24 protein-coding genes are annotated in these 24,213 nt (G+C 63.7%); 3 read left to right on the top strand and 21 right to left on the bottom strand.

Annotation, left to right across the window (positions count from 1 at the left end; genetic code table 11):
• Nucleotides 1-5: 5 nt before the first annotated feature.
• Nucleotides 6-1,994: a VTT domain-containing protein gene (locus ACEWQ0_RS07600; RefSeq protein ID WP_476484983.1), complete on the bottom strand. Its 1,989-nt coding sequence runs from the start codon at nt 1,992-1,994 to the stop codon at nt 6-8.
• A gap of 86 nt (nt 1,995-2,080) precedes the next feature.
• Here ACEWQ0_RS07600 and ACEWQ0_RS07595 point away from each other — a divergent pair, with 86 nt between their 5' ends.
• The gene (locus ACEWQ0_RS07595) at nt 2,081-2,902 is read left to right on the top strand and encodes an SDR family oxidoreductase (RefSeq protein ID WP_476484982.1); all 822 of its coding nucleotides are present in this window, start codon (nt 2,081-2,083) and stop codon (nt 2,900-2,902) included.
• A 207-nt stretch (nt 2,903-3,109) separates the two neighbouring features.
• On the opposite strand, the gene ACEWQ0_RS07590 is transcribed toward ACEWQ0_RS07595, so the two are convergent.
• Nucleotides 3,110-4,402, bottom strand: a complete 1,293-nt coding sequence (locus ACEWQ0_RS07590) for a citrate synthase (protein ID WP_476482548.1) — start codon at nt 4,400-4,402, stop codon at nt 3,110-3,112.
• Nucleotides 4,403-4,645: 243 nt separating this feature from the next.
• Here ACEWQ0_RS07590 and ACEWQ0_RS07585 point away from each other — a divergent pair, with 243 nt between their 5' ends.
• The gene (locus ACEWQ0_RS07585; protein WP_476482547.1) at nt 4,646-5,758 is read left to right on the top strand and encodes a hypothetical protein; all 1,113 of its coding nucleotides are present in this window, start codon (nt 4,646-4,648) and stop codon (nt 5,756-5,758) included.
• A 40-nt stretch (nt 5,759-5,798) separates the two neighbouring features.
• Here ACEWQ0_RS07585 and ACEWQ0_RS07580 read toward each other — a convergent pair whose 3' ends face one another.
• From ACEWQ0_RS07580 to ACEWQ0_RS07490, 19 genes are all read right to left on the bottom strand, one after another.
• Complete coding sequence (locus tag ACEWQ0_RS07580) at nt 5,799-5,999, bottom strand: YdcH family protein (protein WP_476485029.1); 201 nt, start codon at nt 5,997-5,999, stop codon at nt 5,799-5,801.
• 46 nt (nt 6,000-6,045) lie between these two features.
• Nucleotides 6,046-6,471 carry a F0F1 ATP synthase subunit epsilon gene (locus ACEWQ0_RS07575; protein WP_476482546.1) on the bottom strand — a complete coding sequence of 142 codons (426 nt, stop codon included), beginning with the start codon at nt 6,469-6,471 and terminating at the stop codon, nt 6,046-6,048.
• Between the two features lie 76 nt (nt 6,472-6,547).
• Entirely contained in the window at nt 6,548-7,939 is a 1,392-nt protein-coding gene (gene atpD, locus ACEWQ0_RS07570) for a F0F1 ATP synthase subunit beta (RefSeq protein WP_476482545.1), read from the bottom strand.
• Between the two features lie 80 nt (nt 7,940-8,019).
• Complete coding sequence (gene atpG / locus ACEWQ0_RS07565) at nt 8,020-8,883, bottom strand: F0F1 ATP synthase subunit gamma (protein ID WP_476482544.1); 864 nt, start codon at nt 8,881-8,883, stop codon at nt 8,020-8,022.
• A gap of 126 nt (nt 8,884-9,009) precedes the next feature.
• The gene (atpA, locus tag ACEWQ0_RS07560; protein ID WP_476484981.1) at nt 9,010-10,557 is read right to left on the bottom strand and encodes a F0F1 ATP synthase subunit alpha; all 1,548 of its coding nucleotides are present in this window, start codon (nt 10,555-10,557) and stop codon (nt 9,010-9,012) included.
• Between the two features lie 66 nt (nt 10,558-10,623).
• Complete coding sequence (locus ACEWQ0_RS07555; protein WP_476484980.1) at nt 10,624-11,160, bottom strand: F0F1 ATP synthase subunit delta; 537 nt, start codon at nt 11,158-11,160, stop codon at nt 10,624-10,626.
• A gap of 3 nt (nt 11,161-11,163) precedes the next feature.
• Nucleotides 11,164-11,637, bottom strand: coding sequence for a F0F1 ATP synthase subunit B (locus ACEWQ0_RS07550; protein ID WP_476482541.1), 474 nt, complete (start codon nt 11,635-11,637; stop codon nt 11,164-11,166).
• A 54-nt stretch (nt 11,638-11,691) separates the two neighbouring features.
• The gene (atpE, locus tag ACEWQ0_RS07545) at nt 11,692-11,967 is read right to left on the bottom strand and encodes a F0F1 ATP synthase subunit C (protein ID WP_476482540.1); all 276 of its coding nucleotides are present in this window, start codon (nt 11,965-11,967) and stop codon (nt 11,692-11,694) included.
• 52 nt (nt 11,968-12,019) lie between these two features.
• On the bottom strand, nt 12,020-12,808 hold the full coding sequence (gene atpB / locus ACEWQ0_RS07540; protein ID WP_476484979.1) for a F0F1 ATP synthase subunit A: 789 nt from the start codon (nt 12,806-12,808) through the stop codon (nt 12,020-12,022).
• Nucleotides 12,809-12,836: 28 nt separating this feature from the next.
• Nucleotides 12,837-13,190, bottom strand: a complete 354-nt coding sequence (locus ACEWQ0_RS07535; RefSeq protein WP_476484978.1) for an ATP synthase subunit I — start codon at nt 13,188-13,190, stop codon at nt 12,837-12,839.
• Between the two features lie 270 nt (nt 13,191-13,460).
• Entirely contained in the window at nt 13,461-14,096 is a 636-nt protein-coding gene (locus ACEWQ0_RS07530) for a NirD/YgiW/YdeI family stress tolerance protein (protein ID WP_476482537.1), read from the bottom strand.
• A 158-nt stretch (nt 14,097-14,254) separates the two neighbouring features.
• Nucleotides 14,255-15,145 (bottom strand): ParB/RepB/Spo0J family partition protein, encoded by an 891-nt coding sequence (locus tag ACEWQ0_RS07525; RefSeq protein WP_476484977.1) that lies wholly within the window; start codon nt 15,143-15,145, stop codon nt 14,255-14,257.
• A gap of 12 nt (nt 15,146-15,157) precedes the next feature.
• A complete protein-coding gene (locus ACEWQ0_RS07520; RefSeq protein WP_476482535.1) occupies nt 15,158-15,994 on the bottom strand; it encodes a ParA family protein in 837 nt (278 codons plus the stop codon).
• The gene (gene rsmG / locus ACEWQ0_RS07515; protein WP_476482534.1) at nt 15,991-16,620 is read right to left on the bottom strand and encodes a 16S rRNA (guanine(527)-N(7))-methyltransferase RsmG; all 630 of its coding nucleotides are present in this window, start codon (nt 16,618-16,620) and stop codon (nt 15,991-15,993) included. The genes ACEWQ0_RS07520 and rsmG overlap by 4 nt, the downstream gene beginning before the upstream one ends.
• Entirely contained in the window at nt 16,617-17,702 is a 1,086-nt protein-coding gene (locus ACEWQ0_RS07510) for an ABC transporter ATP-binding protein (RefSeq protein ID WP_476482533.1), read from the bottom strand. Before ACEWQ0_RS07510 ends, rsmG begins: the two co-directional genes overlap by 4 nt.
• Nucleotides 17,699-18,679, bottom strand: a complete 981-nt coding sequence (locus ACEWQ0_RS07505; RefSeq protein WP_476484976.1) for an ABC transporter ATP-binding protein — start codon at nt 18,677-18,679, stop codon at nt 17,699-17,701. The genes ACEWQ0_RS07510 and ACEWQ0_RS07505 overlap by 4 nt, the downstream gene beginning before the upstream one ends.
• A 156-nt stretch (nt 18,680-18,835) precedes the next feature.
• Entirely contained in the window at nt 18,836-19,741 is a 906-nt protein-coding gene (locus tag ACEWQ0_RS07500; RefSeq protein ID WP_476482531.1) for an ABC transporter permease subunit, read from the bottom strand.
• Nucleotides 19,738-20,676: an oligopeptide ABC transporter permease OppB gene (gene oppB, locus ACEWQ0_RS07495; RefSeq protein ID WP_476482530.1), complete on the bottom strand. Its 939-nt coding sequence runs from the start codon at nt 20,674-20,676 to the stop codon at nt 19,738-19,740. The genes ACEWQ0_RS07500 and oppB overlap by 4 nt, the downstream gene beginning before the upstream one ends.
• 148 nt (nt 20,677-20,824) lie before the next feature.
• Nucleotides 20,825-22,546: a peptide ABC transporter substrate-binding protein gene (locus ACEWQ0_RS07490; protein ID WP_476484975.1), complete on the bottom strand. Its 1,722-nt coding sequence runs from the start codon at nt 22,544-22,546 to the stop codon at nt 20,825-20,827.
• A gap of 290 nt (nt 22,547-22,836) precedes the next feature.
• Here ACEWQ0_RS07490 and ACEWQ0_RS07485 point away from each other — a divergent pair, with 290 nt between their 5' ends.
• Nucleotides 22,837-24,189 (top strand): glutamate--cysteine ligase, encoded by a 1,353-nt coding sequence (locus tag ACEWQ0_RS07485; RefSeq protein ID WP_476482528.1) that lies wholly within the window; start codon nt 22,837-22,839, stop codon nt 24,187-24,189.
• Nucleotides 24,190-24,213 lie beyond the last annotated feature (24 nt).

The raw sequence follows: 24,213 nt of genomic DNA, 5'->3' as shown, positions 1-24,213 counted from the left end.
CCGACTCAGTTTTCCGGCGCTGCCCTGATCAGACGCAGCGGCGGATCGCCCACCAGACGCGCTTCGAAGCCGTCGAGCGAATCCTCGAGGGCCCGGATCGCCGCTTCGCCTTCGCCGGTATCACGCCAGCGATTGAACAGGCCGAGCAGATCGTCCACGGCCTCGATACGTACCTGGCCTAGCCAGACCGGTGTATCCTCACTCCCCAGCGCGGCGCCCGAAGCCCACAAGCGGACGACCGCGCGGCGGCCATCGCCACGGTCGCGAACCATGATCAGGTCTTCGGGACGGCCGGCGAAATCACGCGGCAAATGCGGCATCTGATCGGCGCCCGAACGCGGGCTCAGCAGCGCTGACCAGCGCAGAGAGCGGCTTTCAGGCCGGCGCCATCCGGCCTCGTCCAGCTGCGCGACCAGCCGGGACCGGGGACCGGCATATTGAAAGTCGAAACGCTGCCCCCGGCGGCTCCCAAGCCGCGAGCGAAAGGTCGGCAGGCGCTGCCAGCCTTCCTCCCGCCAGGCTTCCGGCGCCAGCGTCTGGCGCGGCAGTTCCAGGCGCGTCTGCGCGGCCAGCCGCTGATAGCCGCCATCAACCTCGAAAGCCGTCACCGCGATCAACAGTCCGTAGAACAGCACGGCCAGCATGCCCGGATGCCGACGAGGCAACGCCCGCTGGCGATAGCCGATGCCCACCATGGCCAGCCAGCCACCCCCCAACGCCAGCGCCGCCACCAGCCCCAGCGGGGTAACCAGGCCCAGATAAAAGCTGGCAAAAGACACCAGGGCCAACAACGCGGAGTTGACCAGGTAGGGCCATTTTCTTCGGGACGCACGCATGTCCTTGGACACCATGACGGCAAAAAACCCGAACATCACGGTCGCCAGGGTCAGACCGCGATGCGGGACCTCACCATACCCGGGCGCAGCTCCGGGGGCCTGGAACAGAAACCCGAACCAGGCATTGAGCAGCTCGGCCAACAACCAGCCGCCCACCGCGGCGGCCAGCCAGTGTGCGGCGGCGTTGCCGCGGCCGAGAGCGAGCATCAGCAACGCCATGCCTCCCACCACCAGCGTGACCACGCGCAGATCAGCGGCCAGCGCCACAACGATCATCACCGGGTCGGCCACGTGGTTGCGCAGACTGGCCGCAACCGAAACAAGCTGGCGTTCGGCGTCGAAGGTTCCGGCTGCAAACGGCACGGCCACCAACACGCCCATCAGCACGGCCAGGCATAGCATCAGAAACAGGCCCAGCAACGTGACCGACAGCAACTCGCGCCGACCAGAGCCACCGAATAGCGGCGCGACCCAATGGCCGATCAGCGGATGCTCCAGCGACCAGCGAATGAGACTGCGCAGCCACCAGCCGCTGCGCCGCGCGGTGTAGGTATAGACCACGCGCGTGGCCCAGACCACCAGCCACAGCAGCACCAGCAGCAGAACCAGCAGCAGCACCAGCCGGCCGGCAAATTCCGCGGCCAGCTCCAGCGATGCGCCAAACAGCAGCCCCGGCAGCATGTAGATCGGCACCCACACCGCGCAGGCGGGAACGGTGGCCAGTAACATGGTTCGCGGGGAAAGGTTCATGGCGCCGGCGATGAGCGCGCTGACCGGCCTTGTCGGCCCCAGCAGGCGGCCAACGAACACGCCCTTTGCGCCATGCCGCGCCACCGCCTGCCGGGCGCGCGCCATCAGCTCCGGGTGGCGCCGCAGCAGGGGCCAGCCATCGATCCGGGCGCGATGGCGTCGCCCCACCCAGTAGCTTGTCCAGTCGCCACCGAGCGCACCGATGAAGGCCGACAACCAGCACAGCAGGAACAACGACATATCGCCGCTGACCACCGCCCCGATGATGAACAGCAGCAGCACACCCGGCAACAGCAGACCGATGACCGCCAGAGACTCGAAGTAGGCGAACACCGCCGACAGGCCGATGAGCCAGCCCTTATTGGTCTGGACCAGCTCGAATACTCGATCGATCAGGGTCGCTTCCATGCCGGTTGATCCAGAACGCGTGCGTGCGAATGCGGGTCGGGGCCATTAGGATAGGCTGTCAGCCCCATTTGAGGAACCGTAAACTCATGACCGCATCATTGAAAGGCAAGACCCTGTTCATTACCGGCGCGTCGCGCGGTATCGGCCTGGCCATCGCGCGCAAGGCCGCCGCTGACGGCGCCAACGTCGCCGTTGCCGCCAAGACGGACCGGCCCCACCCCAAACTGCCCGGCACCATACATACCGCGGCCGAGGAAATCGAGGCCGCCGGCGGTTGCGCACTGGCGCTGAAGGTCGACATCCGTGACGAGCAGGCGGTTGCCGACGCCATGGCGAAAACCGCCGAAGCCTTCGGCGGTATCGACGCGCTGGTCAACAACGCCTCGGCAATCTACCTGGCCCCGACGCCTGAGGTGCCGATGAAGCGCTACGACCTCATGCATGAGGTCAACACCCGCGGCACCTTCGTTTGCTCACAGGCAGCGTTGCCGTATCTGGTCAAGGCCGACAACCCCCACATCCTGAACCTGTCACCGCCTTTGAACATGGAGCCGAAATGGTTCGCGCCGCACGTGGCCTACACCATGGCCAAGTACGGCATGAGCATGTGCGTGCTGGGCATGGCCGAGGAGTTTCGCGAGCAGGGCATTGCGGTCAACGCGCTGTGGCCACGGACCGTCATCGCCACCGCCGCCCTGGCCATGCTGGGCGACGCTGTCAAGCCGGAAAACTGCCGCAAGCCCGAAATCATGGCCGACGCCGCTCACTGGGTTCTCGCGCAGCGCTCGCGCGAGGTCAGCGGCAACTTCTTCATCGACGACGAGGTGCTCGAGAAGATGGGCGTGACCGACCTCGATCAGTACGCGGTTCAGCCGGGGAAGGAGCTGTTACCCGACCTGTTTCTGTAACCCTGAAACCCGGGTGATGAACAGGTCGGAAAAATCGAAACCCGAAGCACCAGATCCGAAACCAGCACGAAACTCCAATGGTTGAATGTCAGAGACGGTTCCGCTCGAGCCCTCATGGCAGCGCGCAGGAACCCAACCGCTTCGAATTTCGTGCTTGTAGTTTGCTTCGGATCTGGTGCTTCGTATCCGGAATTTGCGGCCTCGGCCTCAGCCTCTGCGCTCGATCGGTGTGTACTCCCTCTCGCCTGCGCCCGTATATACCTGGCGCGGCCGGCCGATGCGGTGCGGCGTGGCCGACTGCTCGAGCCACTGGCTGACCCAGCCGACGGTGCGGCCGACCGCGAACATGGCGGTGAACATGCTCTGGGGAATGCCCAGCGCCTTGTAGATGATGCCCGAGTAGAAATCGACGTTCGGATAGAGTTTGCGTTCGACGAAATAGTCGTCTTCCAGGGCGATCTTTTCCAGCTCCATGGCCAGATCGAGCAGGGGATCGGACTGACCCAGGTCTTCGAGCACTTCGTATGCGGCCTTGCGAATGATCTTCGCGCGCGGGTCGAAATTCTTGTACACGCGATGCCCGAAGCCCATCAGACGGAACGAGTCACTCCTGTCCTTGGCCTTGTCGACATATTTGCCGACCTGACTGACATCACCGATCTCGTTGAGCATATTGAGCACGGCCTCGTTGGCGCCGCCGTGGGCGGGCCCCCAGAGCGCCGCAATGCCGGCGGCCGTGCACGCATAAGGGTTGGCGCCGGTCGAGCCAACCAGGCGCACGGTCGAGGTCGAGGCGTTCTGCTCGTGGTCGGCATGCAGGATGAACAACAGATCCAGCGCCCGGGCCGCGACCGGATTGACTTCGTAATCTTCGGCCGGCACCGAGAACATCATGTCGAGATAGCGCTCGGAGTAGTTCAGCGAGTTGCGCGGATAGGCGCTGGGCCAGCCCATGTAGTGGCGATAGGCAGCCGCCGCAATCGTTGGCATCTTGGCGATCAGGCGCTTGGCAGCCAGGTCTCGCTGCTCCGGATCGCTGGCGTCGAGCTTGTCGTGATAGAACGCCGCCATCGAGCCCACCACGCCGGAGAGAATGGCCATCGGATGGGCGTTGTAGTGGAAGCCCGAAATGAAGCTGTTGAGCTTCTCGTGGACCATCGTGTGATAGGTGATGTCGCGCTCGAAAGTGGCGAACTGATCGCTGGTCGGCAGCTCGCCGTAGAGCAGCAGATAGGACACCTCCAGGAAGCTCGAATGCTCGGCAAGCTGCTCGATCGGGTAGCCCCGGTAGCGCAGGATGCCGGCGTCCCCGTCGATATAGGTGATATCGCTCTGACAGTTGGCGGTTGCGCCATAACCCGGGTCATAGGTGAAGTAGCCCAACTCGGAATGCAGCCGACTGATATCGAGCGTCGGGTCGCCTTCAGTACCGGCAACCACCGGCAGGTCAAGGGTTTTTCCTGATTCGGGGTCAGTCAGAGTGAGTTTGCGTTCAGACACCTGGGCTCTCCTTGGTAGACGTGGACGGGAAAACGCGGACGGGAAACCCGGACAACGTACGCCAGCGCAGTACCGCAGCGTACGGAGCAGAGTAGTATCGCATATTGCCAAACCGGCTTCCATAACGTGGCTGACAACTGGCACCTCATCGGCAACGATTTGCGTATTGACCGCTCTCGGGCCGACGGGTATCGTGACAAACCTCGCTTATTGGATACATAAATGTCGCGGGAGTCTGGAGTGGTGAAAAGTCTTCGATCCATCCTCGTATCGGCGGCCGTGCTGGGGTCATTGACGTTCGCTGCGCCCGTGTCGGCGGCGGTGATCAATGGTGATACCAGCGGCAACTGGTACAACGCCGAGCAACCGGGTCACGGGCTGCAGCTAGAAGTCCTCGACCTCAGTCGTGGGCTATTGGCCTGGTACACCTTCGATCAGGCCGGTGAGCCATTGTGGCTGTTCGGCACCGGCGAGATCGAGGGCGACACGCTGCACGCCGAACTGAGCCGTTTCTCCGGCACGGCGTTTCCTCCGGACTTCAACAGCTCCAGCGTGAAGGGTACAACCTGGGGCCAGGTGACCTTCCAGCTCGGCAGTTGCGAAAGCGCGACGCTTTCCTATGAACCGATCGATCCGGCCTATCAGTCCGGAAAGATCGCGCTCAGCCGGCTGACGCGCATTGACGGTGCCCATTGCGCACAGGCAGCGGGCTGGGAACAACAGCGGCGCTGGCAACCCAGCGAGTCATCGCCGGGTTTCGAAGCCGCATTTTTTGATTACCCGGACGGCGAAGAAACGTTCTACAAACTGGCGTCGGGATATGCTGCACTGCCCGAACCCTGGCAAGAGCTGTCGGGTATGCGCATCAGCGGCGACAACCGCTCCGATGATCTGATGATGCTGCTGATGCGGCCCGTTGACGGTCTGGAGCCCGACACGCGCTATGAACTCGAGCTGGAAATGCAGTTTGCCACCAGCGTACCTGACAACTGTTCCGGGGCCGGCGGCTCGCCGGGCGAATCGGTCTACATGCGCCTGGGTGCGGCCACCGAAAAACCCGGCCATGTCCTGGTGGACGGCTTCCGCCGGCCGGCGCTGGATCTCGGGCAGCAGGCAAAGCCGGGCAAGCGCGCCCTGAGCGCCGGCGATATGGCCAATGGAGCGGATGAATCGTACTGCAGCGCTGACCATCGACCGTGGCGGCTCAAGCGCGTCTCGACCGCCGGCCAGGCCTTTGCCGTCCGCAGCGACGCGACCGGGAGAATCTGGGTCTATGGCCTGAGCGACTCCGCCTTCGAGTCGGGCACCACCTGGTATCTGACCGAGTTCGTCGTTCGGCTGCGCGAAGCGGGCTAACCGGCCGCAGCGCCCGGCAACCGCACGACTGCGGCCATGCTCAGGCGTCGAGATCGGGGATCAGCCGGCTTTCGTACCAGGCAATGTGGTCGCGGAGGCGGAGCTTTCGCTTTTTCAGCCGGCGCAGCTGAAGCTGGTCGAAGGCGGGATCGTCGGCCATGCGCTCGATCGCCTGATCGAGGTCGCGGTGCTCTTCACGAAGCTGGTGCAGTCGGCGTGTGAGTTCGGCGGCGTCATCGATCATGGCGCCGCGCTCGGGGAGGAGAGCTCCGGCAACCGGGCCACACTCAACGCTTGAGCGAACGGCGCAGGCGCTCCAGGGCGGCAAGCTGCGCAACCGCTTCGGCCAGCTGGGCCTGGGCCTCGGCCACTTCCATGCCGGCCTGACGATCGGAGAGTGCTTTCTCGGCGTCTTCCTTGGCCTTCAGCGCCGCGGCCTCGTCAAGATCGCCAGCCCGCGAGGCCGTGTCTGACAGGACCGTGACCACGTGCGGCTGCACTTCCAGCAGCCCCCCGGAAATGTAATAGAACTCTTCCCCGCCCTCGGGCAGCATGACGCGAACCTGACCCGGCTTCAGCCGCGTGAGCAGCGGCGCATGCCGCGGCGCAATGCCCAGCTCGCCTTCCTCGCCAGTGACCACGACCATGCTGGCTGAACCCGAGAAGATCTCGGCTTCAGCGCTGACGATATCGCAATGAATTGTTGATGCCATTCCTTAAGCTACTCCGAAGCTGCGTATTGTGCCCGGGACCCTGGCCGTGAAGCGAGGGCCGAGGCGGTGAGCGCCATTACGCCGCTTTCTCTGCCATCTTCTCGCCCTTCTCCACGGCCTCTTCGATGGTGCCGACCATGTAGAAGGCCTGCTCGGGCAGGTGATCGTATTCGCCTTCACAAATGCCCTTGAAGCCGCGAATGGTGTCCTGCAGCGAAACGTAGACGCCCGGGGAGCCGGTAAACACTTCAGCCACGAAGAACGGCTGCGAGAAGAAGCGCTCGACCTTGCGCGCGCGCGCAACCGTCAGCTTGTCCTCTTCGCTGAGCTCGTCCATGCCGAGAATGGCGATGATGTCCTTGAGCTCCTTGTAGCGCTGCAGCGTGCCCTGCACCTGACGGGCCACGTCGTAGTGCTCCTGGCCGACCACCAGCGGGTCGAGCTGGCGCGAAGTCGAGTCGAGCGGGTCAACGGCCGGATAGATGCCCAGCTCGGCGATCTGGCGCGAGAGCACAACGGTGGCGTCGAGGTGAGCAAAGGTTGTGGCCGGCGACGGGTCGGTGAGGTCGTCGGCGGGGACGTAAACGGCCTGAATCGAAGTGATCGAGCCGGTCTTGGTCGAGGTGATGCGCTCTTGGAGCACGCCCATTTCCTCAGCGAGCGTGGGCTGGTAACCCACGGCCGACGGCATGCGACCGAGCAGCGCCGAAACTTCGGTACCGGCCAGGGTGTAACGATAGATGTTGTCGATGAACATCAGCACGTCACGGCCTTCCTCACGGAAGTATTCGGCCATGGTCAGGCCGGTCAGGGCCACGCGCAGGCGGTTACCCGGCGGCTCGTTCATCTGGCCGTAGACCAGCGCCACCTTGTCGAGAACGTTGGAGTCCTTCATCTCGTGGTAGAAGTCGTTACCCTCGCGGGTACGCTCGCCGACACCGGCAAACACCGAGTAACCGGAGTGCTCGATGGCGATGTTGCGGATGAGCTCCATCATGTTGACCGTCTTGCCCACGCCGGCGCCGCCGAACAGGCCGACCTTGCCGCCCTTGGCAAACGGACAGACCAGGTCGATGACCTTGATGCCGGTCTCCAGCAGCTCGCTGCTGGCGGCCTGATCTTCGAAACTCGGGGCAGGGCGGTGAATCGGCCAGCGCTCTTCCTCACCGATTTCTCCGGCTTCATCCACCGGGTTGCCCATAACGTCCATGATCCGGCCCAGGGTCTTGGTACCGACCGGCACGCTGATGGGTGCGCCGGTGCTGGTCACCGGCCGGTGACGCATCAGGCCGTCGGTGGAACCCAGCGCAATGGTACGCACCACGCCATCGCCGAGCTGCTGCTGGACTTCCAGCATGATGTCGCTGTCGTCGACGGTCAGCGCATCGTAGACCTTGGGGACTTCACCGCGCGGAAATTCCACGTCCACGACGGCGCCGATAATCTGAACAATCTTTCCGGAACTCATGCTTCGACCTCAGTGTTTGTTGGGTCGGGACCTTTCGGGCCCCGCCGGGTTTTCAATTCGTTGCAGGCGACAGCGGCCGGTCAGACCGCGGCAGCGCCGCTGACAATCTCCGAGATTTCCTGGGTAATGGCAGCTTGGCGGGCCTTGTTATAGGCCAGCTGCAGGTCGTCTATCAGGTTGCTGGCATTGTCGGATGCACTCTTCATCGCCACCATCCGCGCCGCCTGCTCGCTGGCGACGTTCTCCAGGGCTGCGTGATAGACCAGCGATTCGACGTAGCGGGTCAGCACATCGTCGAGCAGCTGCTCGGCATCAGGTTCGTAGAGGTAGTCCCAGTACTGCAGCATGGGCTCCTCTTCGGTCGGCGGCAGCGGCAACAGCTGTTCGGACGTGATTTCCTGCGTCATGGTGTTGACGAAATGGTTGTAGCACAGGAACACGCGATCGATCTCGCCTTCCCGATAGCCGTCGAGAACCACTTTGATGGGTCCGATCAGATCTTCCAGGCGCGGCTGTTCTCCCAGGTCCTGTGTGGCGGCGGCCACATCTACTTTGACGTTGCGGAAGAACTGAGAGGCCTTGCGCCCGATCAGCACGGTGCTGACCTCGACGCCTTTTTGCTGCCACTCGTGGAAATCTCCCAGGAGCTTGCGAAACAGGTTGTTGTTCAGCCCGCCACACAGGCCGCGATCGCTCGCCATGATCACATAGGCCACCCGATTGACCTCTTCGGGCTCAACCGTGAATGGATGGCGATACTCCGGGTTCGCGTGCGCCAGATGGCCGATCACCTGGCGCATCATCCGGGCATAGGGCCGCGAGGCTTCCATGCGGTCAGTGGCCTTGCGGATCTTGCTGGCCGAGACCATCTCCAGCGCGCTGGTAACCTTGCGCGTGTTCTTGACGCTCTTGATCTGACCGACAATTTCTCTTGATCCGCTCATACGTCTCTCACATGTTGCTTGATTTCATGAAACTGCGCCTGTGGTGATGGGCATCCCCATCAGCCGAGTCTGCGCTCATCTGCTCGACCCGCAGGTTTCATCGCTGCGTCCCGCCACTGCTCGCGCTTACCAGCTACCGGTCTTCTTGAACTCATCCAGAGCCTTGGTCATCTCGCTCTGGAGCTCATCATTCCAGTCGCCGGACTCGTTGATCCTGTTGATCAGATCCTCATGGGTAGCGTTCATGTGGTCGCGCAACGCCAGCTCGAAGTCAGTGATTTTCTCCAGCGGGATGTCGTCAAGATAGCCTTCGTTGCCGGCAAACAGGCTGATCGCCATTTCTGCCACCGACAAGGGCGTGTACTGCGCCTGCTTCATCAGCTCGGTAATGCGCTGGCCGCGCTCGAGCTGCTTGCGGGTCGCCTCGTCAAGGTCAGAGGCAAACTGCGAGAACGCCGCAAGCTCACGGTACTGGGCCAGCGCCAGGCGAACGCCACCGCCAAGCTTCTTGATGATCTTGGTCTGCGCAGCACCACCCACCCGCGAGACCGAAAGGCCGGCGTTGATGGCCGGGCGGATGCCGGCGTTGAACAAGTCGGTTTCCAGAAAGATCTGGCCGTCGGTAATGGAAATGACGTTGGTAGGAACAAACGCGGACACGTCGCCGGCCTGAGTTTCGATGATCGGCAGCGCGGTCAGCGAACCGGTCTTGCCCTTGACCTTGCCGCCGGTCTTCTCTTCGACGAAGTCGGCGTTGACGCGCGAGGCGCGCTCGAGCAGGCGCGAGTGCAGGTAGAACACGTCACCCGGATAGGCTTCACGGCCCGGCGGGCGACGCAGCAGCAGCGACACCTGGCGGTAGGCCCAGGCCTGCTTGGTCAAGTCGTCGTAGACGATCAACGCGTCTTCGCCGCGGTCACGGAAGTATTCGCCCATGGCGCAGCCGGCGTAAGGCGCAATGTACTGCAGCGCCGCCGACTCGGAGGCGTTGGCGGCCACGACAATCGTGTGCTCCATCGCACCGTGCTCTTCGAGCTTGCGCACCACCGAGGCGACCGACGAGCTCTTCTGACCCACCGCCACGTAAATGCACTTGATACCGGTGCCCTTCTGGTTGATGATCGCGTCGATCGCCACCGCGGTCTTGCCGGTCTGACGGTCGCCGATGATCAGCTCGCGCTGACCGCGGCCGACCGGCACCATGGCGTCGATCGACTTCAGGCCGGTCTGTACCGGCTGGTCGACGCCCTGGCGGGTAATCACACCCGGCGCGATCTTCTCGATCGGCTCGGTGGTTTCCGCCTCGATGGGGCCGTTGCCGTCGATCGGGCTGCCCAGCGAGTCGACCACCCGACCCAGCAGCGCGTCACCCACCGGCACCTCCAGAATGCGGCCCGTGCAGCGCACGGTGTCGCCTTCCTTGATGTGGGTGTAATCGCCCATGACCACCGCACCGACGGAATCGCGCTCGAGGTTGAGCGCCAGGCCGTAGGTGTCGCCGGGGAATTCAATCATCTCCCCCTGCATGGCATCGGCCAGGCCGTGGAGACGACAGATGCCGTCGGAGACGCTCACCACCGTGCCTTCGGTGCGCGCTTCAGAAGAGATTTCGAACTGCTCGACGCGCTTGCGGATCAGTTCGGAAATTTCAGTCGGGTTGAGGGTCTGCTGCATTTTTGCAATCCTTGAACATTCGATTCATTGCGGTCGCCGACCCAGTACCTGTCGCGACCGATTCACTTAAGCGTTGATTCGCCGGCCCAGCTGCTCGAGGCGCCCGCGTACGCTGCCGTCGATCACCTTGTCGCCGGCGCGGATCACGGCGCCGCCGATCAGCGACTCGTCGACTTCGACATGCACGTCGACCTCGCGCTCGAAGCGCGCTTTCAGGCGCTCGGCCAGCGCAGCGGTTTCCTGGTCATCCATCGGCCTGGCGGAGTACACCTCCACCCGGATGCGCTGTTCGGCCTCACGGCGATACTGCTCGTACTGAGCAGCCATCTCCGGCAGAAGCTCCAGGCGCCCGTTGGTGATCACCATCTTCATGAAGTTGATGAACTGCTCGTCGAAGCGCTTGCCGCCAATATCGGCAAACAGCTCAAGCAGCCGATCGCCACCCACGCGCGGATCTCCGGAGAGATAGTGCAATTCTTCGGTGGCGGCAATTTCGGCTGCCAGCTCGAGCGCCTCGCTCCAGCGCGGCAACGTTTCAGCATTGCGCGCCGCCTCGAAGGCGGCACGTGCGTAAGGTCGGGCAAGCGTGGTCCGATTGAGCATGGCCTAGAGCTCCGCGGCCAGCTTGTCGAGCATTTCGTGATGGCGCTTGTCGTCGATCTCGGACTCGATCACCCGGGCCGCCCCGGTAATGGCAAGCTCGGCGACGCGTTCACGCAGTGCTTCGCGGGCCTGGTTGGTAGCCTGGCGGATTTCCGCTTCGGCCATCTGCACCTGGCGATCGCGTTCGCTGATGGCCTCCTCCTTGGCCTGCTCGACAACCTGGTTGCCGCGCTGGCTTGCCTGCTCGATGATTTCGCCAGCCTTGCGACGGGCTTCGCGAATGATGTCCTCGGCTTCGGAGTTGGCCTTTTCCAGCGCCTGCTCGGCCTCTTCGGAGTGGGCCAGACCCTCGGCGATCTTGCGGCGACGCTCTTCCATCGCCCGGATCACGTGCGGCCAGATGAATTTCATCATCACCCACACCAGCACCAGGAAGGTCGTTGCCTCACCGATCAGGGTCAGTGGCGAGATATCCATAGCATTTCCCTGCTAGTTCACGGTTGGATTCAGGTAGACGAACACGTTCGTCGATCAGCTGCCGAGGGCTGCCAGCAGCGGGTTGGCGAACAGCAGCAGAGCAGCAAAGGCCACACCGATGATCGACAGGGCGTCGAGCAGGCCGGCAATGATGAACATACGGACCTGAAGCATGTTGGCCAGTTCCGGCTGGCGGCTGGCGCCTTCGAGAAACTTGCCGCCGAGCAGGCCGAAACCGATGCCGGTGCCGAGCGCGGCAAAGGCGAAGATCAGACCCACGGCAATGGCGGTGTTGGCCTGGACTTGTGCGATCAATTCCACTACTTCCACTTTTTCTCTCCTGGTGGTTTGCTACTTGAGCTTGGTTTAAGGGTTGAGCGAATCAGTGCTCTTCATACGCCAGCGACAGATACACGATCGTGAGCGTCATGAAGATAAAGGCCTGCAGCGGCACCACCAGAATGTGGAACACCGCCCAGGCGCCGCCGGGCAGGAACTGGACATACCACGGCAGCATGGCAATCAGGATGAAGATCAGCTCGGCAGCGTAGAGGTTGCCGAACAGTCGCAGCGCCAGCGACACGGGCTTGGCCAGCGTCTCGACAATATTGAGCAGCAGGTTGGCCGGCCACAAGAGCGGGTTCTTGCCGAAGGGCTGAAACAGAAGCTCCTTGCCGTAACCGGTGAAGCCCTTGCCCTTGACGCTGTAGACCAGAATCAAGACCAGCACCGACAGCGACAGCGCAAACGGTGCGTTGACGTCGGCCGACGGCACGGCGCGCAGGTATTCGATGCCGAAAAGCTTGTAGGCCAGCAGGCCGGGGTAATCGACCGGAATCAGATCGAGCACGTTCCACAAAAACACCCAGAAAAAGACCGTCAGCGCCAGCGGGGCGACGAACTCACGCGGGCCATGAAAGCTTTCCTTGACCGAGTTGTCGATGAAGTCGACCAGCACCTCGACGAAATTCTGCAGCTTGCCGGGCACACCGGAGGTGGCACGTCGGGCACCCAGCCACATGATCAGCAGCATCACGCCGCCGGTCAGGAGGGAAAACAGGATGGTGTCGATGTGAAGCGACCACAGGCCTTCGCCCACCGTCAGGTGCACAAGGTGATGCGAGACATATTCGGTCGGGGAAGAACCGGCTGCTGCGACTGCGAAACTCACGATCGGATCGTCCTTGCTCTCAATTCATTCACGAAGCCGCGCGCCCGAGGCGCAACAGCGCAAACCAATAGGCCAGCACCGTGGCCACGTACCCTGTCAGCACCGGCAGAAAAAAACCGGCGAACCACTTGGCGACGATGACAAACAACACCACCGCCAGGGCCAGCTTCAGCGCCATGGCGCGGTAGAAGGCCAGCATCACCTGCGACGGCTCGGCATCGCCCGCAACCGCGCCGGCGCGCAGCGCACTGACAGCCGTCAGCACCGCGCCACCACCGCCGCCAGCCAGCACGGCCAGCCCTTGCGAGCCGCCGGCGAACGCGCCATAGACAAGCGCAACCAGCACGCTGAGTGCCGCCTGCAGGCGAAGCAGCCAGACCACGGTGTGAGCGAACCTCTCCTGCACCTGCTTGGCCCCTGCAACATCCTGCGTTCATGCCGACGCCGCGATACCCGCCACGGTCGACAAAAATGCCACCGTCGACGCTTGAGCATCATCGGTGGCCACAAATCTCCGCAATTATAGCAGGCTCTGAAACCGAGCGGCAAGCCGATTACCGCCCACTGTCAACCCAAAGTAGAAATACCCCAAAAACGGGGCCCGAAGGCCCCGCCTGTCTCTGAGGGTCCGACGAAACTCCGGCCGCCGGCGTCAGCTCGACAGCGTGATGATGCTGTCGGCGTAAAGATCGCCGTTGCCGAAAAGATCGGCATCGACTTGCCCTTCGACGCTTACCAGATCACCCGGCTCCAGCTGCTGAAAACCGTCGTCATCCAACGGATCGTATGCCATCTGGACGGTGTACACCGTCAGCTCCTGGGCACCGGTATCGATAGTGAACGACTCGGCCGCAGGCGAGACACTTTCAACATGGCCAATGTAGGTCAGGTCACCGAACTCCGCCGAGGTGTCGAGCACCCAGTCGCCGAGCTCTTCCTCGTCCGCGCTACTGGCATAGAAGAACGTGTCCAGACCTTCAACATGAACGCTGCTGGCCTCGATACGGCTGTCCTGGTAGAGGCCGTCGTCGACTTCGCCGTAGACGGTGACTTCATCGCCTTCGGCCAGCGGCCAGGCATCGCCGTAACTGTCCCAGTCGTCCATTTCGACGGTGATCTCGCCTTCACCGTAGTCGAGCATGAAGCGATCGGATTGTACCGACTCGACTTCGCCGGTCAGGCTGATCCAGCTGTCATCGGCCATCGCTTCGGGTTGCTCGGCAACTACGGAGGCCGACATCAGGATCGCGGCAATCGAGCTTGCAAGAATAGTCTTGTGATATTTCATGACCAACTCCTTGTCTCTATGCGTTCATTCGCTGGGGCAAGGACGGTCGCGAATAGTTTCAGTGCATATCACACCCGGTTCTGAGCGGTATTGATCGCTCGATGAACGGCAGCTCGAGCCATTAACCCGACATCAAAGCAGGTCGCATTGATGCCGGGTCAATTTCGCCGGAAGCGCTCCAGCAAGCCGTCGAGTTCGTCGAGGCTGGTGTAGCGGATGGTGAGCTGGCCCTTGCCGGAGGCCGAGTGGCGCAGGCTGACCGGGGCGCACAGGGTTTCGGTCAGTTCCTGCTCGAGGCGTTCGATGTCGGCGGACTTGCGCTCGGGCTTCGATTTCTTCGACCCGGTGCCGCCGTCGCGCAGGCGGCGCACCAAAGCCTCGGTCTGGCGCACCGACAGGTGTTTGTCGACCACCTCGCCGGCGGCACGGATCTGATCGGGACGCTCCAGGGCCAGCAGCGCGCGCGCATGGCCCATGTCAAGCTGCCTGCGATCGACCAGCTCGCGCACTTCCGGTGCCAGCTCCATGAGCCGGAGCAGGTTGGTCACCGAAGTGCGCGACCGCCCGACGCTGCGCGCGGCCTGTTCGTGGGTCAGGCCGAACTCCTCGATCAGGCGCCTGAGCGCGACGGCCTCTTCAAGCGGGTTGAGATCCTCGCGCTGGATGTTTTCGATCAGCGCCAGCGCCAGGGTGGCCTCGTCGGCGATCTCGCGCACCAGCGCCGGAATGGTTTCCATGCCCGCCATCTGACAGGCGCGCCAGCGGCGCTCGCCGGCGATCAGCTCGTAGCGGCCGGGCCTCGCCAGGGGGCGAACCACCACCGGCTGCACCAGGCCCTGCTCCCGGATGGAGTCGGAGAGCTCCTGCAGCCGATCGGGATCCATCGCCGATCGGGGCTGATAGCGGCCGGGCTCGATGACGTCGAGCGGCAGCTCTTTCAAGCCGGTCAGCTCGCCGTCGGGGCTGGCCTGCTCGGCCGCCGCACGGGTCTTGCCGAGCAGGGCGTCGAGGTTGCGGCCCAGGGGTTTTTTCTTGCGTGAAGCGGCCATCAGCGTGTTGTCCTACATGCGTTGTTCTTCAGCAGCCGCACCCGACGCCGTTGCTGACGGCGCGCGGGCGGCCACACCCATGCGCCGCAGATATTCCCCGGCCAGACCCAGATAAGCCACGGCACCGCGGGAGTCGCGGTCGTAATGGATGACCGACTGACCATAGCTGGGCGCCTCGGCCACGCGCACGTTGCGCGGCACAACGGTCGCATAGAGCTTGTCGCCGAAATGCTCGGCGAGCTGGCGCGAAACCGCACCGGAGAGATTGTTGCGCACATCGAACATGGTGCGCACCAGGCCTTCGATTTCGAGCTCGGGATTGACCGAGCCCTGGATCTGCTCGATGGTGTTGAGCAGCGCACTGAGCCCCTCCAGGGCGTAGTACTCGCACTGCATCGGAATCAGCACCGAATCGGCGGCGGTCAGGGCATTGAGCGTGAGCACGTTCAGCGACGGCGGGCAATCGATGATGATGTGGTGGTAGCGCGAGGCGGCATTGGCCAGGGCCTCACGCAATACCGTTGCACGGTCGTCTTCGTCCATCAACGCCACCTCGGCGGCCGTCAGGTCGCCGTTGGCCGGCACCAGGTCGAAACCCATCGCCTCGGCCGGCAGCGCCGCCTCGCTGATCGCGCATTCGCCCAGGAGCACCTCGCAGAGGGTGTCCTGGCCCTCGGCCAGCTCGATGCCGGAACCGGTGGTGGCATTGCCCTGCGGGTCACTGTCGATGAGCAGCACGCGGCGCTCGAGCTCGGCAAGCCCGGCGGCAAGGTTGAGCGCTGTCGTGGTCTTGCCCACGCCGCCCTTCTGGTTGGTTACGGCCACGATTCGGGCTCGTCGCTGGGTCATGGCTTCCTCAGAATGGCCAGGCTGCGGGCGCCGTCCGCACCGGGCACGTTCAGTTCGATCATCTCGACATTGTACGCATCCGCCACTGCGGCGCGCTCGTCTTCTTCGAGCCGGCCCTTCATGGCCAGCAGGGTTGCGCCGCCGGCGAGCAGGTGGCCCAGCTGCCGCACCTGGCGCGGCAGCGGCGCCAGCGCGCGCGTGACCACCTGATCGGGCAGGCTTTCAGGCGCAAAGGCCTCCAGCCGCGACTGGATCGGCTCGATATTGTCCAGACCGAGCTCACGACGCACCTGGCGCAGAAAGCGCACCTTCTTGCCGTTGCTGTCGACCAGCACGAAATGCCGCTCCGGACAGGCAATGGCCAGCACCACACCGGGCAAACCAGCGCCCGTGCCGGCATCGACGATATCGTCGCCGTCAATCCAGGGCAGGATGCTCAGGCTGTCGACAAGGTGGCGGTCGACCATCGTCAGCGGCGCGGCGGCCGCGGTGAGATTATAGGCGCGATTCCAGCGCGAGAGCAGGGCCAGGTAGTCCAGCAGAGCGTCCCTGCGGCGCTCGTCGAGCGTCAAACCCAGTTCCGCCAGGCGGGCATCCAGCCGGGCACGCAGCGCGGCGGTGTTCACGGCCGGGCCCGCCCCCGGGCTGTTTTCGCAGCCTCATCCCGGGCTCTTGTCCGAGCATCTTCGTCAGCCTGCTCACCCGGCACGGGCAGCGGCGGCAGGTCACGATGGTGGTGACAGGCCACCTGATTGCCGTCGTCGAGCGTTTCCAGCGCCGGCACCTGGTCAGCACACAGCTGGGTGGCAAACGGGCAGCGTGTGCGAAAAACACAGCCCGACGGCGGGTCCAGCGGTGAGGGCATGTCGCCCTTGAGCGAGTGCCGGGCGCGCTTGCGTTCGCGCACGGGATCCGGAATCGGCACCGACTCGATCAGCGCCCGCGTGTAAGGATGGCGCGGCTGGCGGTAGATGCTGTTGCGGTCGGCCAGCTCCATCACCTTGCCCATGTACATCACCAGGACCCGGTCGGAGACGTGGCGCACGATCGACAGATCGTGGGCAATGAAGATCAGCGAAAGCTGCAGCTTTTTCTGCAGATCCTGCAGCAGGTTGACGATCTGGGCCTGAACGGACACGTCCAGCGCACTGACCGGCTCGTCGCACACGACCAGGCGCGGGTTGACCACCAGGGCACGGGCAATGCCAACGCGCTGACACTGGCCGCCGGAGAACTCGTGCGGGTAGCGATTGATCTGATTTGGCTGCAGGCCCACCAGGGTAAGAATGCCGATGACGCGCTCGCGGATCTGCAGCCGCGACATCGACGGGAAGAAATTTCTCAGCGGTTCGGCAATGATGTCGCCGACGGTCATGCGCGGGTCCAGCGAGCCCTGGGGGTCCTGAAAGATGAGCTGGATCTCGCGGCGCTTGCGGCGCAGCGTCTCCTCGTCGGCCTGCGCCAGATCCTCACCCAGCCACAGAATCTCTCCACGCCGGGGCCGCTGCAGGCCCAGCAGCGCACGCGCAAGCGTGGACTTGCCGCAGCCCGACTCGCCGACAATGCCCAGGGTCTCGGCGCGATGAACGTCAAAGCTCACGCCATCGACCGCGCGAATGATGCGGTATTCGTGCCGCAACAGCGTGCCGGTATCCACCCGGAAGCTCACCTCCAGATCACGCACCTGCAGCACCGGCTTTTGCATCATCCGGCCTCCTTTTCAGGCGGCAGGGCATCGAGATGGCAGCGCTTGAAGCGACCCGCACCGAGGTCCTCGAACGCGGGCATGCTGCGGCACTTGTCCCAGGCCCAGGCGCAGCGATCACGAAACGGACAGCCCACGGGCACCTCCAACGGATTGGGCGGGTTGCCGGGAATGGCGTGGAGAATGCCCGAGCCTTGCCGATCCAGGCGCGGTACCGAAGCCAGCAGGTCGGCGGTGTAGGGATGCTGCGGGTCGGCGTAGAGCGCCTCGACGCCGGCCAGCTCCATCTCCTTGCCGGCGTACAGCACCAGCACCCGATCGCACAGGCCGGCGACCACGCCCAGGTCATGGGTGATCAGCAGAATGGCCGTCGACGACTGCTCGGAGAGCTCGCCCATGAGCGAGTTGATCTGCGACTGCACGGTCACATCCAGCGCCGTCGTCGGCTCGTCGGCAATCAGCACGTCCGGCTGGCAGAGCAGGCCCATGGCAATCATCACGCGCTGGCACATGCCGCCCGACAGCTCGTGCGGAAACTGCCGCATGCGCTGCTCGGGATCGCTGAGCTGCACCAGGCGCAGCATCTCGATGGCGCGCTCGCGAGCGGGCTTTTTCTTGAGGTTGCGATGGTGCGTCAGCACCTCCACGAGCTGGTCGCCCACGGTGAGATAGGGGTTGAGCGAGCTGACCGGATCCTGGAAGATCATCGAGATGCTCGAACCACGCACGCGGGTCAGCTCCGACAGCGACATCCCCAGCAGCTCCTGGCCGCGAAACTTCACCGAGCCACTGGCCCGGCCGTTTTCGGCCAGCAAGCCCATCAGCGCCAGCGCCGTCTGCGTCTTGCCCGAGCCCGACTCACCCACCAGCCCCAGCGTTTCGCCAGGCTCGAGGTCAAAACTGATCCCGTTGACGGCGTGAACAACGCCCTCGGGAGTGTCGAAAGAGACGGTCAGGTCTCTGACTTCAAGCAAGGCCATTCGACATCCCTTCGGCACGAAATCTCAAATTCGAAGCACCCAAACCGAAACAAGTCCCAACCTCCAGAAAGACAGACCCCGAACCAGCCCGTTGCGAATTTCGTGCTTCGTGTTTCCGGCTTCCTCCGGATGTCGACTGTCGAATTTCGCACTTTTTCATAGCCTGTCCTTCGGGTCGAGCGCATCCCTCAAACCGTCGCCGAGAAAATTGAAGGCGAACAGGGTCACGGCCAGAAAACCGGCCGGATAGAGCAGCGACCAGGGCGCAACCTCCATTTCCTGCGCGCCCTCGTTGACCAGCGCGCCCCATGAGGTCAGCGGCTCCTGCACGCCCAGGCCGAGGAAGCTCAGAAAACTTTCAACCAGAATAACCTGCGGAATCGTCAGGGTCACATAAACGATCACCACGCCGAGCAGATTGGGGACGATGTGGCGGCGAATGACCTGCCACTCGGTGGCACCGCAGGCGCGCGCGGCCTCGACAAAGTCCTTGTTCTTGAGGCTGAGCGTCTGTCCGCGGACGATACGCGCCATATCAAGCCAGTTGACCGCACCGATGGCAACGAAGATCAGAAAGATATTGCGGCCGAAGACCACCATCAGCAAGATCACGAAAAACATGAAGGGCATGGCGTAAACGGCATCGACAACGCGCATCATCACGTTGTCGGCACGACCGCCGACGTAGCCGGCAAAAGCACCCCAGGTCACGCCGATGGACAGCGACACCAGGGTGGCGACCAGGCCGACCAGCAGCGAAATACGCCCGCCGATCATGGTGCGCACGAACAGGTCGCGACCCAGCGCATCGGTGCCGAACACATGCCCCTCCTCCAGCGACGGTGCCGTGGAGTAATTGTCCCAGTCGGGAATCTCGTGGTCCCAGCTGGTGAGCATCGGTCCGAAAGTGACCAGCAGAACCATCAGCGCCAGGACGGCCAGCGCGGCCACCGCCGCACGATTGCGCAGCAGCCGCTGCCAGGCGTCGACATAGAGCGAGCGGCTCCTGACCTTGCGGGTATCAAGGGCCTGCTCGAAAGCGTCGCGGGCACCTTCACTCATGTCTCGGCCTCGCCCTCATCGTAGCGAATGCGGGGATCCAGAAAGGCATACACCAGGTCGACCAGGAAGTTGAGCAGAATGATGAGCACACCATAGAGGATCACCACGCCCATCACCAGCGTGTAATCGCGATTGAGCGCGCCCTGCACGAAATAGGAGCCAATGCCCGGGATGGTGAAGATGCGCTCGATCACCACCGAGCCGGTGAGAATCGTCGCAGCAGCCGGCCCGAGGTAGGAAATGACCGGCAGCAGCGCCGGCTTGAGGGCGTGACGCAGGATCACCCATTTTTCCGGCATGCCCTTGGCACGCACCGTGCGGATGTAGCTCGAGTGCAGCACCTCGATCATCGAGGCCCGGGTGATGCGGGCGATGTAGGCAATCATCGGCAGCGCCAGCGTGATGACCGGCAGCGCCATGCGATCGACACTGAAAGCCCAGCCGCCGGCCGGCAGCCAGCCAAGCACGATGGCAAACACCAGAATCAGCAGGGGCGCCATGACGAAGTTGGGAATCGAGATACCGACCATGGCAACACTCATCACCGCATAGTCGCTCGGCCGGTTCTGGCGCAGGGCCGCCCAGGCGCCGATGATCACGCCAATGGCCAGCGCCAGCAGCAGCGCCGCCGCACCCAGCGTGAACGACACCGGCGCGCCCTGGGCAATCAGGTCGTTGACCGTCCAGTCGCGGTAGTGGAACGACGGCCCCAGATCGCCGCGCGCAATCTGCCACAGATAGCGCGCGTACTGGAACACCAGCGGCTCGTCGAGATGATATTTCGCCGCCAGGTTGGCCTCGATATCGGACGGCAGCGCGCGCTCGGAATCAAACGGCCCGCCGGGAGCAATCCGAATCAGGAAAAAGGCGAAAGTGATCAGGAGGAAGAGCGTCGGGATGGCCGACCCGAGTCGCCGGAGAGAGTATTTCAACATCGCGCTGGCCTTCGGTCGGGATGACCAAACAACAAGCACCAATTAACAAACAATGGCCGAACACCAATGAACCACACCACCACTGCGGCCCGGTTGATGCCGGAATCAACCTCTCGTCTGGTCACTCGATCATTGGTCATGCGCGCACTCACGATTCCGTCTCCGCGCTTTCCTCGGCTGCCTCATTCGCCACTTCACTCCGCGCCTTCACCAAGTACATGTGGCGCGTCGGATGCTGATCCATGACGTTTTCCTTCCAGCCTTTCAGGCGCGGGTCGATGAGGCGCTTGGTGACGTAGTGGAACACGGGCAGGATGACCTGGTCGGCCAGGATCATGCGCTCGGCCTCGGCCATGAGATTGCGGCGGCTGGCCGGACTGCGCTCGGCGGCGATGCGCGCGAGCAGGCGATCGTAGCGTTCGTTGTCATACCCGGCGTCGTTGCGTCCGTGGCCGGAATGAAACAGCTCCAGAAAGGTGAACGCGTCCTGGTAATCGCCGATCCAGCCGGAACGGAAGGCCTCGGTGACCCGGCGCTGGGCGCGATTTTGCAGAAACACGCGGAACTCTTCGTTGATCAGGCGCGTGCGCACGCCCAGCACCTGCTTCCACATGGCCGCAATCGCCACGGCAAGCTTGCGATGATTCTCCGAAGTGTTGTAGCGAAGCTCCACTTCCAGCGGCCGGTTCTCGCTGTATCCGGCCCGGCGATACAGCCGCTTTGCCTCGGCCTCACGCTCTGCCTGGGTCATGTCGTCCCAGGGCGTTTGCGGCGGCCGATAATCAGGCAGGCCGGGCGGCACCAGGTTGAAGGTGGGAATCTCGCCGAACCGGCTGACCCGTTCGGTCAGGATTTCGCGGTCAACGGCGAGATTGAGCGCCTGCCTGAGCTGCAGATTGTCCTTGAAAGGCTCGCGGGTGAGGTTGAACGAAAAGAAATAGGTGCCGAACCACGGCGTCACCATCAACGCATCGGGCAGGTGGTCCTGCAACCACTGAAACTGGCTCGAGGGCACCTGATAGGTCCAGTGCAGGTCACCGGCACGAAAGCGGTTGAACTCGGTACTTTCATCCTCGAAAGGGTAGAAGACCACGCGCTCGACAATCACCTTGTCGGCGGCGCGATAGTGCGGATTCCTGATCAGCTCGATGCGGGAGCGGACGCGCCAGTCGTCGAGCATGAAAGCGCCGTTGGAGACGAGGTTGCCCGGGCGCACGTGGCGATCGCCGTGTTCAACGACGGCCGAACGATGAAGCGGATAGCTGGTGGGATGGGTCAACAGCCCCAAAAAGTAAGGCGTGGGGTCGGCGAGATCAACCTGAAAGGTCAAGTCGCTGAGCGCGGTCACGCCCAATTCCTCGGGCGGCAGCTCACCGGCAAGGATGGCCTCGGCGTTGACTATCGGCAGCAGCATGCGGCTGTAGGAGGCACCGGTGGCCGGATCAACCGCGCGCCGCCAGGACCAGACAAAATCGTGTGCAGTCACCGGCTCGCCGTTGCTCCACCGCCCCTCCGGGTCGAGAAAGAAGGTATAGGTCAGCCCGTCGCGGCTGATATCCCAGTGTCGAGCGGCGCCGGGAATGATGCGCCCATCGGGCGCCGTGGTGGTCAGACCTTCGAACAGATCGCGCAGGATGTTGCTCGCGGGCACGCCTTCGGCCAGGTGCGGGTCCAGGGTCTGGGGCTCGCCGCCGTTGCCACGATGGACGACCTGGGTCGGGGCCAGGATCTCGTCAAGCGGACGCCCGCTGTCGTCGAGCACCACCTCGACCGGGCGGGCCAGAGCCGGCGCCGCGCCGGGCGCATGCGCATCGCGCTCGCCGCAGGCGGCGAGCAGAAGCAGCAGACAAAGCAGCCACAGGCGCCTCACCGCAGCAACACCCGGCGCGCGGGATGTGCATTCATCGACCGGTCTTCAGATATGCGCATGTGCTGGTCCACCGGATGTCTGATGACATGGTAGTACACCGGCGCGACACAGCTGCGCTCGGAAGCGCCCCGCCGACCCGGGACATGGTCGCAACGGGCTCATGGCTGCGCAGGTCCCTGCCGCCGACGGGGGTTTGTGGACCTTGCACTCCTCGTCGACCGGGCGGCCTCATGCAGCCGGCGAACAAAAAAGGGATAATTGCATTTTCATTCTAGCCCGGTGTTACCTCCTTGAATCCCGATACCATCCTGACCGACAAGCGCCAGCTGACCGAGTGGCTGGAATCCGGCTGCAAACCGAAGGCCGCATGGGGCATCGGCACGGAACACGAGAAATTCGGTTTCTGCACAGACAGCCTCAAGCCGCTGCCCTACGACGGCGAGCGCTCGATTCGCGCCATGCTGGCAGGCCTGGCACGGGAATTCGACTGGCAGTCGGTGCACGAAGGCGAACATCTCGTCGCGCTGAAGAAAAACGACTACTCGATCACCCTGGAGCCCGGCGGACAACTCGAACTGTCGGGCGGCCTGCTCGATAATCTGCACCAGACCTGCAACGAGGTCAACACGCACCTGGCCCAGGTGCGCGCCGTGGCCGAACCGCTGGGCATCGGCTTTCTCGGCATGGGCTTCCACCCCACGGCCACGCGCGAGGACATCGAGTGGATGCCCAAGGAACGCTACGTGATCATGCGTAACTACATGCCCACGGTCGGCAGCCTGGGCCATGACATGATGAAGCGGACCTGCACCGTGCAGGTCAACCTCGACTTCTCCAGCGAGGCCGACATGGTGGCCAAGTTCCGCACCTCGCTGGCGCTGCAGCCGATCGCCACCGCGCTGTTCGCCGACTCGCCCTTCGTCGAAGGCCGCCCCAGCGGCTTTCTGAGCTACCGCGCGCACGTCTGGACGGACACCGATCCGGACCGCACGGGCACGCTGCCGTGGGTATTCGAGTCGGGCATGGGCTTCGAGCGCTATGTCGACTACATGCTCGATGTGCCCATGTATTTCGTCTCGCGCGGCGACCAGCTGATCAACTGTGCCGGGCAGAGCTTCCGCGATTTTCTCGACGGGCGGCTGCCGGCACTGCCGGGCGAACAGCCCCGGCTATCGGACTGGGAAGATCACCTCACCACGGCCTTCCCCGAGGTACGCCTGAAACGCTTCCTGGAAATGCGCGGCGCCGACGGCGGCCCGTGGCGGCGACTGTGTGCGCTGCCGGCCTTCTGGGTTGGCCTGCTCTACGATGCCGACAACCTGGCCGCCTGCCAGGACATGACCCGGGACTGGACCGCCGCCGAGCGCGAGCAGCTGCGACACGACGTTACGCGCATGGGCCTGGCGGCACAAATCGGCGGCCGAAGCGTTCTCGCGATTGCCCGGGAGCTGCTCGAGATGGCCCATGCCGGCCTGGCGCGGCGGCAACGGCTGAGCGGCACCGGCGAACACGAAGGCGGCTTTCTGGAGTCGCTGCAGAAAGTGGTCGAGCGCGGCACGACCCCCGCCGAAGTCAAGCTCGCCGCCTTCGAGAACGAGTGGGGCGGCGACCTCAGCCACCTGTTCAGGAACTACGCCTACTGACCGGCCTGCCGCGATCCTCTCCGA

It is taken from the genome of Wenzhouxiangella sp. YN9 (genome assembly GCF_056324165.1).
The sequence above is the reverse complement of the archived record's forward strand: the minus strand, read 5'-3'. Positions and strand labels throughout refer to the sequence as shown.

Coding starts and splice junctions, on each gene's coding strand:
- ACEWQ0_RS07600 (WP_476484983.1), bottom strand. CDS start 1,994: ATGGAAGCGACCCTGATCGATCGAGTATTCGAGCTGGTCCAGACCAAT.
- ACEWQ0_RS07595 (WP_476484982.1), top strand. CDS start 2,081: ATGACCGCATCATTGAAAGGCAAGACCCTGTTCATTACCGGCGCGTCG.
- ACEWQ0_RS07575 (WP_476482546.1), bottom strand. CDS start 6,471: ATGGCATCAACAATTCATTGCGATATCGTCAGCGCTGAAGCCGAGATC.
- atpD (WP_476482545.1), bottom strand. CDS start 7,939: ATGAGTTCCGGAAAGATTGTTCAGATTATCGGCGCCGTCGTGGACGTG.
- atpG (WP_476482544.1), bottom strand. CDS start 8,883: ATGAGCGGATCAAGAGAAATTGTCGGTCAGATCAAGAGCGTCAAGAAC.
- atpA (WP_476484981.1), bottom strand. CDS start 10,557: ATGCAGCAGACCCTCAACCCGACTGAAATTTCCGAACTGATCCGCAAG.
- ACEWQ0_RS07555 (WP_476484980.1), bottom strand. CDS start 11,160: ATGCTCAATCGGACCACGCTTGCCCGACCTTACGCACGTGCCGCCTTC.
- ACEWQ0_RS07550 (WP_476482541.1), bottom strand. CDS start 11,637: ATGGATATCTCGCCACTGACCCTGATCGGTGAGGCAACGACCTTCCTG.
- ACEWQ0_RS07530 (WP_476482537.1), bottom strand. CDS start 14,096: ATGAAATATCACAAGACTATTCTTGCAAGCTCGATTGCCGCGATCCTG.
- ACEWQ0_RS07525 (WP_476484977.1), bottom strand. CDS start 15,145: ATGGCCGCTTCACGCAAGAAAAAACCCCTGGGCCGCAACCTCGACGCC.
- ACEWQ0_RS07520 (WP_476482535.1), bottom strand. CDS start 15,994: ATGACCCAGCGACGAGCCCGAATCGTGGCCGTAACCAACCAGAAGGGC.
- ACEWQ0_RS07510 (WP_476482533.1), bottom strand. CDS start 17,702: ATGATGCAAAAGCCGGTGCTGCAGGTGCGTGATCTGGAGGTGAGCTTC.
- ACEWQ0_RS07505 (WP_476484976.1), bottom strand. CDS start 18,679: ATGGCCTTGCTTGAAGTCAGAGACCTGACCGTCTCTTTCGACACTCCC.
- ACEWQ0_RS07500 (WP_476482531.1), bottom strand. CDS start 19,741: ATGAGTGAAGGTGCCCGCGACGCTTTCGAGCAGGCCCTTGATACCCGC.
- oppB (WP_476482530.1), bottom strand. CDS start 20,676: ATGTTGAAATACTCTCTCCGGCGACTCGGGTCGGCCATCCCGACGCTC.